Here is a 15,197-nt window from a genome sequence, read left to right on the forward strand (position 1 = left end):
CTCCAGTTAATCCGAAGACGCGAAGCGTAACGTGATTATCAGTGTGAGCCAGGGGCCTTTTCCTACGGTTCAGGTGCAGATTGACTTTACGGGAACCCGAACCAATTACACGACCGTCCTTACTTATGCGATGACTGATGAGGCACCTCCAACATACAAATTTGGTTTCTCCGCGTCTACGGGAGCCTTATACGACACCCACCTCATCCGAAACGTTAGTATTGAGACGCTCGATCAGCTCGGTGCAATCTCGTTGGTGAAGCAGCTCGATAACACGACACCACAGCCAGCAAGCTATACAGTGGGCGACACGGTTCCCTACCAGTTTGTTGTCACGAACACCGATGCTGAAACGGTCACGAACGTCGTTGTTTCTGATCCTCTCATTAGCAACGTCAGTTGCCCCTCAACAACACTGAGCCCTGCTGGAGGACCTGGTTCTTCAATGGTGTGTACCGGTTCGCTAGTGGTAACCTCCGGGCAGGCCGCCAACCCCAGCCTGGTTAATACTGCAACGGTGAACGCGCTTAGTTCAGTCGGTGTGCCTCTAAGCGATGAATCGAGTTTCACAGTAGATCTTGATCCACCGGTGCCGGGTTTGTCGCTTGAAAAGTCTGGCTCGTTGAATGACGCGAATAGTAATGGGCTTGCTGATGTTGGTGAGACGATTGCTTACTCGTTTGTGTTGACGAATACGGGCAATGTGACGTTGACGGGTGTTGGGGTGGATGATCCGAAGGCGGGTGCGGTGACGTGCCCGACGACGACGCTCGCTCCGGGTGAGAACGTGACGTGCACGGCTGATTCCCCGTACACGGTGACCGAGGGTGACGTGCTCGCCGGTGGGGTAGTGAACACCGCAACCGGGCGAGCGACGCCTCCGACTGGTGTTGATCCGATTGTGCCGCCAGAAGATACCGTGACAACACCGACAGTGTCGGCAGTGGGCGGTTTGTCGCTTGAAAAGTCGGGCTCGTTGAATGACGCGAATAGTAATGGGCTTGCTGATGTTGGTGAGACGATTGCTTACTCGTTTGTGTTGACGAATACGGGCAATGTGACGTTGACGGGTGTTGGGGTGGATGATCCGAAGGCGGGTGCGGTGACGTGCCCGACGACGACGCTCGCTCCGGGTGAGAACGTGACGTGCACGGCTGATTCCCCGTACACGGTGACCGAGGGTGACGTGCTCGCCGGTGGGGTAGTGAACACCGCAACCGGGCGAGCGACGCCTCCGACTGGTGTTGATCCGATTGTGCCGCCAGAAGATACCGTGACAACACCGACAGTGTCGGCAGTGGGCGGTTTGTCGCTTGAAAAGTCGGGCTCGTTGAATGACGCGAATAGTAATGGGCTTGCTGATGTTGGTGAGACGATTGCTTACTCGTTTGTGTTGACGAATACGGGCAATGTGACGTTGACGGGTGTTGGGGTGGATGATCCGAAGGCGGGTGCGGTGACGTGCCCGACGACGACGCTCGCACCGGGTGAGAACGTGACGTGCACGGCTGATTCCCCGTATACGGTGACCGAGGGTGACGTGCTCGCCGGTGGAGTCTTTAATACTGCAACGGGCAACGGGACAACGCCAGCCGGGGTGGAGCCAATCGTCCCACCGATCGACACCATTGTCACTCCTGCATCGGTGCCTGGCCCTAGCCTGGCCCTCCAAAAGGTTGGGTCCCTTGGCGACACGAACGGCAACGGTCTTGCCGATGCTGGGGAAACAGTTGTGTACTCGTTCTTGATGGTCAACAACGGCAATGTGACGTTGACGGGTGTTGGGGTGGATGATCCGAAGGCGGGTGCGGTGACGTGCCCGACGACGACGCTTGCACCGGGTGAGAACGTGACGTGCACGGCTGATTCCCCGTACACAGTGACCGAGGGTGACATTATTGCCGGCGGGGTAGTGAACACCGCAACAGGTAACGCGACAACACCTCAAGGTGTTGATCCGATTGTGCCACCGGAAGACACTGTGACAACCCCAACCCCCGCAGTTGCGAGTGGTCTGTCAATTAGTAAAGCAGCAACTCTGAACGACACCAATGGTAATGGTGTTGCGGATGTTGGTGAGACGATTGCTTACTCGTTTGTGTTGACGAATACGGGCAATGTGACGTTGACGGGTGTTGGGGTGGATGATCCGAAGGCGGGTGCGGTGACGTGCCCGACGACGACGCTCGCTCCGGGTGAGAACGTGACGTGCACGGCTGATTCCCCGTACACGGTGACCGAGGGTGACGTGCTCGCCGGTGGGGTAGTGAACACCGCAACCGGGCGAGCGACGCCTCCGACTGGTGTTGATCCGATTGTGCCGCCAGAAGATACCGTGACAACACCGACAGTGTCGGCAGTGGGCGGTTTGTCGCTTGAAAAGTCGGGCTCGTTGAATGACGCGAATAGTAATGGGCTTGCTGATGTTGGTGAGACGATTGCTTACTCGTTTGTGTTGACGAATACGGGCAATGTGACGTTGACGGGTGTTGGGGTGGATGATCCGAAGGCGGGTGCGGTGACGTGCCCGACGACGACGCTCGCTCCGGGTGAGAACGTGACGTGCACGGCTGATTCCCCGTACACGGTGACCGAGGGTGACGTGCTCGCCGGTGGGGTAGTGAACACCGCAACCGGGCGCGCAAAGACGCCGGAAGGCGTTGAGCCGATTGTCTCCCCCTCAGACACTGTCACCACAGCGACGGCACCCGCATCGACTAAAGTGCCGCCGACGCTTCCAGAGAAGCCTGTTTCGGGGACGCAGACCGCCGGTACGCTCTCTCTCACAGGATCGAACATGATTGGCGTCGGTGCGGTGGGTATCCTCTCGCTTGTCTTGGGAACACTCATGGTGATCAGAGTTGTGCAACGAAAGCACTCTTCGCGCGCTTAAGTTGACCCAAAACCCATGCGAGATGGGCGTGTGCTTATTGGTGCACGCCCATCTCGTTTCTGTCGGTCAGTGTGTCTTGCGTGAAAAAGAGCGCGCCAGGGTGGGGTTCATGTTTAGAAGACAGCTCGTTCGTGAAGTGAGTGCACTGTTCGTTCGATTGTTTCCCAATTTTTGACAAGCGCCAAACGTTCGAGACGTGTCATCCTTTGGTTTCCCAGGTGGTATCAGATTTGACCCTTGACCCGATCGTGCCGTTGAGTGTTCAGCACCGTTTGAGCGGCGCCAGAGGCAAGGCCCTACGGCAGCAGGCGCGTCGGCCCGCGGAAGAGGTAGGTGACCTCGCGGATCGATGACTGGCCGAGCATCAACATCAGCACGCGGTTGAGGCCCATGCCGAAGCCGCCGTGTGAGGGCACGCCATAACGGAAGAAGTCGAGGTAGAAGCCAAGTTCGGCCGGGTCCATGCCCTTGTCGCGCGCCTGAGCCTCGAGTACGTCGATGCGGTGCTCGCGCTGCGCGCCCGTCGAGATCTCGGTGCCGTTGTAAATGAGATCGTAGCTCTTGGTGAGCTCGGGGTTCTCCTCGTTGAGCATGTGGTAGAACGGGCGGATCGACGCCGCGTAGTCGGTGAGGAACACGAAGTCGTGCCCGTACTTCTCCTTGACATAGGCCGAGATCTGACGCTCGCCCTCGGGATCCATGTCGGCGTCTGCGCGGGGTACTTCGTAGCCGCGCTCCTTGACGATCTCCTTCGCTTCAGCGAGAGGAATTCGCGGAAACGGACGCTCAGGCACCTGAATCTCGACACCAAAGAGTTTCTGGATCGCCTCGCCGTGCTTCTCCTTGACCGCGGAGAGCCCCGCGACCATCAGTTCCTCGTGCAACTCCATCACGTCTTCGTGGGAGTCGATCCAGCTCATCTCGGTGTCGATCGAGGTGAACTCGGTCGCGTGGCGCGAGGTGAAGGAGTGGTCCGCACGGAAGGCAGGACCAACCTCAAAGATGCCGCCAAAGCCAGCTGCCTGCGCCATCTGCTTAAAGAACTGCGGGCTCTGCGCGAGGAACGCCTTGCCCTCGAAGTACTCGACCTCAAACAGTTCGGCGCGCGACTCCGAGGCGCTCGCCATCAGCTTCGGGGTCTGAATCTCGATGAAGTCGCGCTCGATCCATACCTGGCGCAGCGCGTTGAGGAACGTGGTCTGCACGCGGAACACGAGGTTCTGCTCGGGGCGACGCAGGTCGAGGAAGCGCCAGTCGAGGCGCACGTCGATGTTGGAGTCATCGGCAACGGGATTGTCGGGCAACGCGGCAGCCACGACCTCGATTGTCTCAATCTGTACCTCAACACCGCCAAGCTTGACGCGCTCGTTGTGCTGCAGTTCACCGGTCACAGTAATAAAGGTGCCGTGCGTCAGCTCGGAGATCGTGGTGGTGCGGGGCACCAGAATGTCGGATCGCGGGTTCTCGGGATCCGGCTCGCGCAGCACGCCGCCGTTGACCAGCTGAACCGCTCCGCTCTCGTCGCGCAGCACAACAAATTGCACGTAGCGCTGGTCGCGTACCTTCTCCACCCAACCGGAGACTCGTACGATGCCGTCTTCGTGGGCGGCGAGGTCTTTGATTAACACGCGTTCAGTCACTCAGACAGTCTATCTGGGTTGTTCAGGATCAGAGAGTGGAGAGAGAGTCTCGAAGTCAACAGGCTATATTTTTTTGGGCACCGCCGAAATTTCGTCATACCCGAAGGGATCTACACTCTTTATATAAGTTGGGAAGCTTTTGGGAGCTAAAATCTCATTGCCTTTTGTGTATACGTCGTGGTTCGGGGATCCAGTGGAACGTCAACGTTTAAATGAGGAACAGTTTTGGGAGCTGTACGCAGTTTCCCAACCTCACCTCGTTAGATTTGCTCGTCGACTGTGCTCAGACCGCATGCTTGCGGAGGATGCGGTCGCCGATGCGTTTGTATCGGTACTGAAGACCATCCGCAAAGACGGCGATTCTGGCCCGACTCGAGAGACTTTTATTTCGTATATGCGGGTGTGCGTTCGACATGAAGTTGCGAGGCTCTCTCGACGGTTGAGCGTTGAAGAAACCAACACTGATGTTGAAGCGCAGCTTGAGGGTCAGCAGCTAGTGGAGCATGTCGATGATCGCTTGAACGACGTGGAGGTGTGGGATGGCGATGTAGCAAAGCGTGCCCTCGACGCTCTCTCAGATCGGGACCGTGCATTGCTGTTGTTGACTGAGGTTGAGAAACGCCCTCTGGCTGAGGTTGCTCAGTCACAGGGCATGACGGCTCAGGCGGTTGCCGCTGCAACATACCGTGCGCGCGACGCGCTGCGCACAAATTATCTGATTGAAGCCGTCTCCGAGGAGCCCTCCTGCCCGAAGATGCGCGTTGATTTTCTCGCTGCCTTTGCGCGAGGTAAAGCACCGAGTGTGCGGCGACGCAAAATCGAGGCGCATCTCGATGAGTGCGAGCGTTGCCCAGGTCGACTGAGAAAGATGATCTCGTACCGTGTGCCCGTTGCGGCTGTCGCATTGCTTGCCTCGGTTGGGGGTGTAGTTGCTTCGGGCAACGCGTCTGCCCCGCTTCGGCCGTGGACCCCAGTGAACTCGAAACTGAGGCGACAAAGGTTCTTGGTGCGGCTCGGCTCAGAAGTGCTGCATTCGTTGGTGGCGGAGCTCTATTGCTGTTGCTCGCAGGTTTGGTGGCTTGGGTGCTGCCTGCTTCGCTTTCTGGTTCAGCGGGGCAGACGCCAGGCAGTTCGGGGTCGGGCTTGGTGGGCAAGGGCACCTCTGATGCTGGAAACGCGCCAACAAAGAAAAATCCCGACGCTTCTGACGATACGAGTTCGCCCGGCAATACTTCCAGCGACGGCTCCGACAGTGTTTCCGACGGCAACGGCGACGGAAATGACGAACAAAAGAACAACGAAAAAGACGATGGTCTTCCGCCGGGGTGCGGTCGGCGGCTTGGTTGACCCCACCCTCAAATTACGTCGCGGGCGGTCGAGATGCAAAGCTGCTGTTGGCCGTTGAATTTGACCCAGACACTGAGCCTTCCGACTATGTTGTTGAGGTGCGGGTGCCGAGTGGGGTGCGCGTGACGCGCGCTTCTGCCGGGTGTGCGATTGCCTCGGACACGGTGACGTGCACGCCAACTTCGACGATGTTGAACCTGCGGTTGTTTAACTTTCAGTTCTTTACCGATCTCAGCGCTGACGCGGCGCTGCCGGGGGTGTCGGTGAGGGTGCAGTAGCTGAAGGGTGGGTGTCGCCAGGCTACAAACGTGCATGGTTCGGGCGAGGTGAGACTAAATTTCAAAATTACGTCATGGATCGTATCGCTGTGCCTCTTTACAAGAGGCGAGTACGTGTGTCTCGTGTACGCGCGACTCTAGCTGTCGTTGAACGCACCATTTGGGGGAAGCTTTGCTGCAAAGAGATATCAAGGTATCGACCAGGGGCGGTATCGCCCTTCTTCTTCGACTCGCGTCGGCGCCATGCGTCGGCAACTGCTGGCCGGGTTTGCTGCCGTCGCGATACTTTCAGCATCAGTCGCTGGACTTGGTCAGGCAACACCGGCAGCTGCGGCGGGTGGTTCGCTCCTTCTTGATGAAAGCTTTAGCGGTGCCTCGGTAGCCGATCCTCGTGCAAAGGCTTTGAACGATGCTTGTCTTACCGCGGCAACTGGCCCCGGTCCCGGGGGTTCCTCAAATCTGGCACAGTGTACTCGCACTGTTGGTAGTCCGACCGTTGGTGTATCGCCGGGCTATTTGCAGCTCACCGATGACACGGGGGGCCGAACAGGAGGCATGGTCTTTGACCGCGCTTTGCCTTCTTCTGCCGGTGTTCAGGTCGAATTTGATCAGTACCAGTACGGCACTGATCCAAACGGTGCTGATGGTATTTCTTTCTTTCTTTCCGATGGCTCACGGAACCTGACAGATACCGGTGCGTTCGGCGGTGCGCTCGGGTACGCGCAAGGTCCTGCCGTCGGCGCGGTTGGGGGAACTGCCCCGTCAATTCCGGGCGTTGCCGGAGGGTATCTTGGCGTAGGCCTCGACTACTACGGCAACTTTCTTCGTGACCTTGGCGCAGTCGGGCACGGTTGCCCGACACAGTCCCCTTATCTTGGATCGAAGCGCAACACTGTTACGTTGCGCGGCCCGGGTGATGGCTTTGACGGATACTGCATGTTAGCCACGACTGTTGCTAACGACAATTCGACCCTCCCTGGGTCGCTTGCGGGTACTGATCTTGCCACAGCGACACGCAACGTCCGCGTTTTGGTGAGCCCTGGCGACTTTCCAACCGTGACAGTTGAGATCGATTTTTCGGGAACGCGAACGAACTATCAGACTGTGTTGAGCTACGTGATGACGGACAAAGCTCCCGCAACATACAAGTTCGGGTTTGGTGCGTCCACAGGTGGAAACCGCAACGTTCATCTTGTGCGTAACGTCGCTATTCGGTCGGTTGAAGACCTGGGTGAAATATCGCTGGTGAAGCAGGTGGATAACACAAACCCTCAGCCCGCAAGTTATGCGGAGGGGGACACGATTCCCTATCAGTTTGTGGTGACGAACACTGGTGAGGAACCAATCACAGATGTCGTGGTGTCGGATCCGCTGATCGCAAATGTTGTGTGTCCCGTCACCGTTCTCGGTGCTGCTGGTAGTCCTGATTCCTCTATGGTGTGCACGGGGTCGTTGGTAGTGTCGCCAACACAGGCTTTGTCGCAGTCGTTGGTGAACACTGCGACTGTGACCGCGCTGGACTCGACCGCACAACCGTTGACTGATACTTCGACCGCGACGGTAGATATAGAGCCACCTGCTCCCAGTCTGACGATTGAGAAGTCAGGTGTGGTTGATGATGTCAATGGAAGTGGGGCCGCGGATGCGGGCGAATCGATCGATTATTCGTTTGTGCTGACCAACACGGGGAACATCACCCTCACAGACGTGGGAGTGGATGACCCTAAAGCCGGATCGGTGTCTTGCCCGCAGACAACGCTTGCGCCTGGTACGAGCGTGACCTGTACTGCTGACGCGTCGTACATCGTGACGGAACAAGACGTGATTGATGGCGAGGTTGTAAATACAGCGACAGGTCTTGCTACGGTGCCAGCAGGGGTCGATCCGATTGTGCGGCCGACTGACACGTTGACGACACCTACGGCGAGTGCTGTTGGAAGTCTTGCGATCGATAAAGCTGGGGCCCTGAACGATGGGAACGGCAACGGGCTGGCTGATCTAGGGAGACAATTGATTATTCGTTTGTGCTCACTAACACTGGAAATGTAACTCTTACCGCTGTCGGGGTGAACGATCCCAAAATTGGTTCAGTATCTTGCCCACAGATGACTCTCGCTCCCGGGACGAATGTGACGTGTACTGCGGATGCGCCTTACGTGGTGACAGAAGAGGATGTGCTCGCGCGTGGTGTGATCAACACTGCGACCGGTAACGCGGCAACACCTGCTGGGGTTGAACCGATTGTGCCTCCGACTGACACGATTGTGACGCCGGCTGCGGTGCCGGGCTCGAGTCTGGCTCTGCAGAAGTCCGCGGTTCTTGACGATACGAACAGCAACGCGCTGGCGGATGCAGGGGAGACGATTACATACTCTTTCCGGGTGGTGAACAACGGTAACGTTACGCTCACGGACGTGAGTGTTGACGATCCAAAGGCGGGGTCGGTGACGTGTCCGCAGACAACGTTGCTTCCCGGCGAGTGGACCACTTGCGCAGCAGATAACCCGTACACGGTTACGGAGCAGGACGTCATCGCCGGTGGTGTTGTGAATACTGCGACTGGGAACGCGACATCGCCGGAAGGTGTAGACCCGATTGTTCCTCCCACTGATACGGTGACGACCCCGACCCCGCTTGCGGTGGGAAGCCTGTCGATCACAAAATCTGCGGAATTAGAAGACACGTTGGGCAACGGTGTTGCAGATACCGGCGAGAAGATCAGTTACTCGTTCACTCTCACGAATACGGGGAACGTGGCACTCTCAGATGTGGGGGTGGACGATCCAAAAGCAGGACCCGTGTCGTGCCCGAGAACAAACCTTGCTCCGGGGGAAACGCTCGTCTGCACGGCTGATGCCACGTATGTGGTTACGGAGCAGGATGTGATCGACGGTGGTGTCGTAAATACTGCGACCGCGAACGCGGTCACCCCTGACGGAGTAGATCCGATTGTTCCTCCCACTGATACGGTGACGACGCCGACTGCGGCGGCAGCGGCAGCGATGACGCTTTCAAAACATGCCGTCTTGGACGACACGAATGGGAATGGCGTAGCTGATGTAGGTGAACTCATCGACTACTCGTTCACGCTTGTGAATACCGGGAATGTGACGTTGACCGGCGTGGGAGTTGATGATCCAAAAGCTGGGTCGGTGAGCTGTCCGCAAACGATCCTCGCTCCGGGCGAAACGATCACTTGTGTTGCTGATGCCGCATACAAGGTCACTAAGCAAGATCTGATCGCTGGCGGGGTGTTGAACATCGCGACAGGGCACGCAACCACCCCGGAAGGGGTGGATGCGATCGTGCCACCCACTGATACGGTGACCACAGCGACAGCGCAGTTGGAGCAGAAGCCTGGAGGTGGACTCGCTCATACTGGTACGAATCCGCTGAGCCTGCTGTCTGCCGGATCGGTGATTATCGTGATTGGTGCCGGTGCTGTGTTGTTGGGCAGAAATAGGCGAGCGTCACGTCTCTTCTAGCCACAACTAGATAGTTTTGGGCAGGGGTGTTTGCAGAGCACCCCTGCCCAAAACTGTATTCTGACTGGTGTTGAGCTGGCGCTGTGTTGGCTTCTAAAGGAGTTTGCTCGTCGGCGGGATCTTTTCAGGAGTGTGTTCGAACCCTCAGCCTGCTGATTTCCTCATTTCCAGGTGACTGTTGGGTATTTCACGGAACGTGTGCAGATAGTGCGGCTTTACTTAATGATGTCTATTGCATCTGAGGTCGCTAGTTGGCTTGATTCCGACCCGCGTCCCGCTCGCAAATGGAAAATCTCGTCATAACTCCCGAACCGCCTCCTCTCTATGTTATGGAGGGGTTTGCTGGGGGGCTTTTCACGCTGAGTGTCTTCCCGCGATTTTTTCTCTGACATTGGCCAAGGACGGTGGTTAGACCGAACTGGCCGAGCGGGGCATTGCCCAAGGAATATTCTCCTGCGGGGAAAGTGTAAAAGATTCATGGACGAAGGGTCTAGGAGAACTGTTGTTGAAAGTAAGAGAAAAGGATTCACGGTTGCGTAAATCTAGACGGAGTCTTGCTCTGGGCGTGGCTGTCGGGCTGCTTGCGGGAATGTTTGCTGTTTCCCCTGCGAATGCGGTGCCCGATGGGTTGACGGCCTCGGTTGGTTCCGAAATTGTGGTTCGTAATTCTGATTCGGACGCGGGATTCCCGCTTCAGGTGACGGATAGCAATGACTCGGGTGCATCATTTGATAACTATCTACTCGGAGGGGTTCCTGCTGATTGGGAAGTGAAAAATGGGGCGACTCTGGTTGCGCCCACTTCTCCTGACCCCGTGCTTTACTCTCTTCCCAAGGACGACGTGCTTTCGGGACAGATTTCACTCTTGCCTCCGGTCGGCTACGTCGGAACTGTCTCAGGTCTGTCGCTTTCCAGAGAAACGCGTTCGCCGAACCTGGTGACTGACTTTGATGGTGGCACGTTCGACTACATCGGGACGGCCAAGCCAATCCTCCCGCTCAGCAATACAAACTATCAGTGGGATGATCCAACTGTTGGTGAGCCTGGGATTGTAACCCAGCTGGACAGTATGGTCCCTGCGATGGTCAGTACACGATCTGGCCATCCGCGGCAATTAATGGCCCGAGAGAAGGCCACTACAACAACCTTTGGGCGGATTTGCGCAGCGTGAGCAATCCCATGCCACTCGCGCCGGTCACTTCATCTTCGTTGTGTGATGCGCCTTGGAACACAGGGATTGCTGAGAGTGATTCAGCTCCGGCCGGGAAAATCATGATCGTTAACGGTTCCTCGAGCATGCCGGTTCCCAATGATCTGCTCACGACAACAATCACGGGTCTTCAACCTAATACGTACTACTCATTCTCTGGATATATCGCGAATGTTAGCTACAACAAGAGCGGAAACGTTGCGCCTGTTCGCAGTGCCTTCTTTGCAGGAGGAAGCCTCATCGGGTCGAGCCAGCCGTCGCCGGTTCAGTCTTCCTGTGCCAATTCAGGTACAGCCTGGGTTCATTCAACTTCACTCGTGAATACTGGTGCTTCGACGTCCCTGACACTCGGCGTGAGGAACTACGGATCCGGAAGCTTCGGTAATGACCTTGCTATTGACAACATCAGCCTGTTCCCAATGGCATCCGTTTCATTTGACGCCACTGTTAACGCGGACCCGGTTCCGGGCCTGAAGGTGTCGAAGTCTGCTGACCCAGCTACCGGTACGACGGTGAAGCGTGGCGACACGGTGACGTATTCGGTGGTGGCTGAGAACACGGGCGAGACTGCGCTTGAGAACGTGAAGGTCACTGATGACCTCTCAGACGTGTTCGATGATGCTGATCTGGTTGCGGGTTCGTTGACTGCTTCTGCGGGTGCGGCACCGTCGGTGTCGGGCAACACGCTGAGCTGGAGTGGTGATCTTGCCCAGGGGCAGAAGGTGACTCTCACGTACCAGGTGAAGGTGAAGACGGATTCGATTGCTGCGGCAACTCTGCTGAACCATGTGGTTGGTGCGGGTGAGGTTCCTGGTGGTCCTGAGGTGCCGTCGAACTGTGTTGATGGTACGGAGCCTGGTTGCACGACGACGCATCCGGTTGATCCGTTGACTCCTGGGTTGAAGGTGTCGAAGTCTGCTGACCCGGTGTCGGGTACCGCGGTGAAGCGTGGTGACACGGTCACGTATTCGGTGGTGGCTGAGAACACGGGCGAGACTGCGCTTGAGAACGTGAAGGTCACTGATGACCTCTCAGACGTGTTCGATGATGCTGATATCGTGTCGGGTTCGTTGACTGCTTCTGCGGGTGCGGCACCGTCGGTGTCGGGGAATACGCTGTTGTGGAGTGGTGATCTTGCTCAGGGTGCGAAGGTGACTCTCACGTACCAGGTGAAGGTGAAGACGGATTCGATTGCTGCGGCAACTCTGCTGAACCATGTGGTTGGTGCGGGTGAGGTTCCTGGTGGTCCTGAGGTGCCGTCGAACTGTGTTGATGGTACGGAGCCTGGTTGCACGACGACGCATCCGGTTGATCCGTTGACGCCGGGCCTGAAGGTGTCGAAGTCTGCTGACCCAGCTACCGGTACGACGGTGAAGCGTGGCGACACGGTGACGTATTCGGTGGTGGCTGAGAACACCGGTGATGCGGCGCTGACGGGTGTTCAGGTCACGGATGATCTCGCAGACGTGTTCGATGATGCTGATCTGGTTGCGGGTTCGTTGACTGCTTCTACGGGTGCGGCACCGACGGTATCGGGGAACACGCTGACCTGGAACGGTGATCTCGCGGTAGGTGCGAAGGTGACTCTCACGTATCAGGTGAAGGTGCATGACAACGCTGCTGGTGGTGCGACGCTGCTCAATAAGGTGATTGGTGCGGGTGAAGGCCCTGGTGGTGTTGAGGTGCCGTCGAATTGTGTTGATGGTACGGAGCCTGAGTGCACGACGACGCATCCTTTGACGCCGACATCGGTGAAGATTGAGAAGACTGACGGTAAGACCGTGGTTGGTGCCGGTGAAGCGCTCACGTATGACGTGAAGGTGACGAACACGGGTGCGGATCGTGTGACCGGGGTTACGGCTACTGATGTGTTGCCTGCGGGCGTGGCGTTTGTGTCGGCGTCTGATGGTGGTGTGTACGATCCTGTGTTGCGTCGTGTGGTTTGGAACATTGGGTCGCTTGATGCGGGTGCTTCCAAGACTGTGCGGGTCGCGGTGATGGTGGATGCTGATGTTGCGCCGGGTCAGGAGATCCGGAACGTTGCCGTGGTGGATACGGAGCAGGGTTGTGTTGATGATCCTGCAACGAGCGAGAACGAGTGTGAATCAATCGACATCGACCACACGCCCGCCATCCAGATTGTGAAGGATGACGGTAAAGAGACCGTGGTTCCAGGTGAAGCACTCACCTACACGATGACTGTGACGAACTCCGGCAAGGTCGCAGCTGAAGACATCACGGTGTCTGACGTTTTGCCTGCCGAGCTTGAATTTGTGTCTGCTGGTCAGGGTGGCACATACGATTCCGCGAACAGAGAACTGTCTTGGACGATCTCGTCGCTTGCGGCTGGTGCCTCTACGACAGTTACTGTGACAGTAAATGTTGCTGATTCGGTGGTTCCGGGAACTGATCTGAAGAACATTGCGACAGTAGATCTGCCGCAGGGTTGCATTGATGATCCGGCAACGAACGAGAATGAGTGTGAGTCGACTGATATCGATCACACGCCTGCGATCTCGATCGTGAAGGATGACAAGAAGACTGTGGTCAAGCCGGGTGAAGAGCTCGCGTATGACCTGCTGGTGAAGAACTCGTCGAAGTATGAGGCGAAAGAGGTGACCGTTTCGGACGTGTTGCCTGCGAACCTTGTGTTTGTGTCGGCAACTGATGGCGGCGTGTATGACTCGGCTACTCACTCTGTGGCGTGGGATCTGGGTGCAATGGATGCCGACAGCGAGCGGACAATTCAGGTCGTGACCACGGTTGCGGCTACGGTGCTCGGCAACGAGACGGTGAGTAACACAGCTCGAGTGTTCACTGAGCAGTTGTGCGTTGATGATCCTGAAACCGAGGTCAATGAGTGTGAGAGCACTGATATTGACCGGGTGCCTGCGGTATCCATCACGAAGGATGACGGGAAGACCGTTGTTCGTTCAGGTGAGACGCTCGATTACGTATTGACGGCGAAGAACATCGGTGATGTTGATGCTCCTGACGTTGTCGTGACCGATGTGCTGCCGAAGAACGTTGACTTCGTGAAGTCCTCGATCCCTGGCACTCAGTCAGTTGACGACGCGTCAGCGTTTGAATGGAACCTTGGCACGCTTGCGCCGGGTGAGTCTCGTGAGATCGTTGTGACGGTGAAGGTGCACGAGAAACTTGCTCCCGATACTGACATTGTGAACACTGCGACAATCACCACGAACGGGGTCTGCATTGATGATCCTGCAACCGAGGCGAACGAGTGTGAAGCAACAGACATTGACGTGACACCGTCTGATGTATGGATCTTGAAGGACGACCACAAAACCGAGGTCGCTGCCGGTGAGGAACTCACCTATGACCTCACGGTTGGCAACAACTCGAAGTCGAAGACGATCACTGACGCGGTAGTAACTGACACGCTGCCTGAGAATGCGGTGTTTGTGTCTGCGACTGACGGTGGTGCGGTGTCGGCTGACAACAAGAGCGTGACGTGGAAGCTTGCTGAGCTTGCGCCGGGCGCGACGGTCACCGTGAAAGTGACGGTGAAAGTTGCGGCCTCTGCGAAGGCGGGCGACGAGGTGATCAACACGGCGAGTGTCGATATTCCTGGTGGCTGTATTCAGGAGGATGCCTGCAAGACAACTGATCGTGATGTGTTGCCGAAGCTTGAGATTGTGAAGACGGATCACCAGGAGACCACGAAGCCTGGCGAGAAGTTGACGTATGACGTGACGGTTACGAACAAGACCAATGTTGATGCGTCTGAAGTGATCATTACTGACACGCTTCCAGCAAATGTTGCGTATGTGTCGTCATCTGACAATGGCAGCTACGACGAGGCAACGCACTCGGTGACGTGGTCGCTGGGAACACTTGCCGGGAACGCTGTGAAGACCGTGAAGGTGACTGTTACGGTGAACGCGGATGCGACTGTTGGTGTTACGAATGTCGCGTCGGTGAAGTCTGAGAAGGCGTGTACCGAAAACGGTGAGTGTGAGGCGACTGATGAGACGCTGATTGACCCGCCGTTGGAACTGTCGCCGTTTGCTCCGCTCGCGGTGACTGGTGGTGAGGCGCTTGGGATCTGGTCTGGTCTCGCTGTACTGCTGATGTTGCTGGGCGGTGCTGGTGTGACGGTTGCGCAGCAGCGCAAGCGCGCAAGAGCCTAGGTGCTGATGCGTCGCTCATGTTTGTGTGAGTAGCGCGACAAAAGAAGGGCCTCAGGGACATGAATCCATGTCTCTGGGGCCCTTCTTGCATGCCCCCAGAAAAGTTCGATCATGCTGTTGTGATAACACGAACCGATGGCCTCCATCGACGGCAGTGCCCCCGCAGCCGATTCCATTTTGGGCTCCCCTC

At 57.0% G+C, this 15,197-nt stretch carries 8 protein-coding genes and 1 pseudogene; 8 read left to right on the forward strand and 1 reads right to left on the reverse strand.

What is annotated here, in order from left to right:
* Positions 1–43 precede the first annotated feature (43 nt).
* Positions 44–2,893, forward strand: a complete 2,850-nt coding sequence (locus G7066_RS02345; protein WP_205881502.1) for a beta strand repeat-containing protein — start codon at positions 44–46, stop codon at positions 2,891–2,893.
* A gap of 296 nt (positions 2,894–3,189) precedes the next feature.
* Here G7066_RS02345 and aspS read toward each other — a convergent pair whose 3' ends face one another.
* A complete protein-coding gene (gene aspS, locus G7066_RS02350) occupies positions 3,190–4,533 on the reverse strand; it encodes an aspartate--tRNA(Asn) ligase (RefSeq protein WP_166328742.1) in 1,344 nt (447 codons plus the stop codon).
* 193 nt (positions 4,534–4,726) lie between these two features.
* On the opposite strand from aspS, the pseudogene G7066_RS17695 reads away from it, so the two are divergent.
* The 7 genes and pseudogenes from G7066_RS17695 to G7066_RS02380 all read left to right on the forward strand — a co-directional run.
* A pseudogene (locus G7066_RS17695) lies at positions 4,727–5,371 on the forward strand (RNA polymerase sigma factor); the annotation flags it as partial.
* 125 nt (positions 5,372–5,496) lie between these two features.
* Complete coding sequence (locus tag G7066_RS15540; RefSeq protein ID WP_244303207.1) at positions 5,497–5,880, forward strand: hypothetical protein; 384 nt, start codon at positions 5,497–5,499, stop codon at positions 5,878–5,880.
* On the forward strand, positions 5,877–6,158 hold the full coding sequence (locus tag G7066_RS02360; protein WP_166328066.1) for a hypothetical protein: 282 nt from the start codon (positions 5,877–5,879) through the stop codon (positions 6,156–6,158). The genes G7066_RS15540 and G7066_RS02360 overlap by 4 nt, the downstream gene beginning before the upstream one ends.
* A 243-nt stretch (positions 6,159–6,401) precedes the next feature.
* Positions 6,402–8,207 (forward strand): DUF7507 domain-containing protein, encoded by a 1,806-nt coding sequence (locus tag G7066_RS02365; protein WP_166328746.1) that lies wholly within the window; start codon positions 6,402–6,404, stop codon positions 8,205–8,207.
* On the forward strand, positions 8,183–9,643 hold the full coding sequence (locus G7066_RS02370) for a DUF7507 domain-containing protein (RefSeq protein ID WP_425280748.1): 1,461 nt from the start codon (positions 8,183–8,185) through the stop codon (positions 9,641–9,643). The genes G7066_RS02365 and G7066_RS02370 overlap by 25 nt, the downstream gene beginning before the upstream one ends.
* Before the next feature lie 502 nt (positions 9,644–10,145).
* The gene (locus G7066_RS02375; RefSeq protein ID WP_166328750.1) at positions 10,146–10,814 is read left to right on the forward strand and encodes a hypothetical protein; all 669 of its coding nucleotides are present in this window, start codon (positions 10,146–10,148) and stop codon (positions 10,812–10,814) included.
* 356 nt (positions 10,815–11,170) lie between these two features.
* A complete protein-coding gene (locus G7066_RS02380; RefSeq protein ID WP_166328752.1) occupies positions 11,171–15,007 on the forward strand; it encodes a DUF7927 domain-containing protein in 3,837 nt (1,278 codons plus the stop codon).
* The last annotated feature ends 190 nt before the right edge of the window (positions 15,008–15,197 follow it).

Origin of the sequence: Leucobacter coleopterorum (genome assembly GCF_011382985.1) — a bacterium.
Taxonomy (GTDB): Bacteria; Actinomycetota; Actinomycetes; order Actinomycetales; family Microbacteriaceae; genus Leucobacter; species Leucobacter coleopterorum.

Excerpts from the sequence above, each read along its gene's own strand:
- G7066_RS02365 (WP_166328746.1), top strand. The coding sequence starts at position 6,402 with ATGCGTCGGCAACTGCTGGCCGGGTTTGCTGCCGTCGCGATACTTTCA.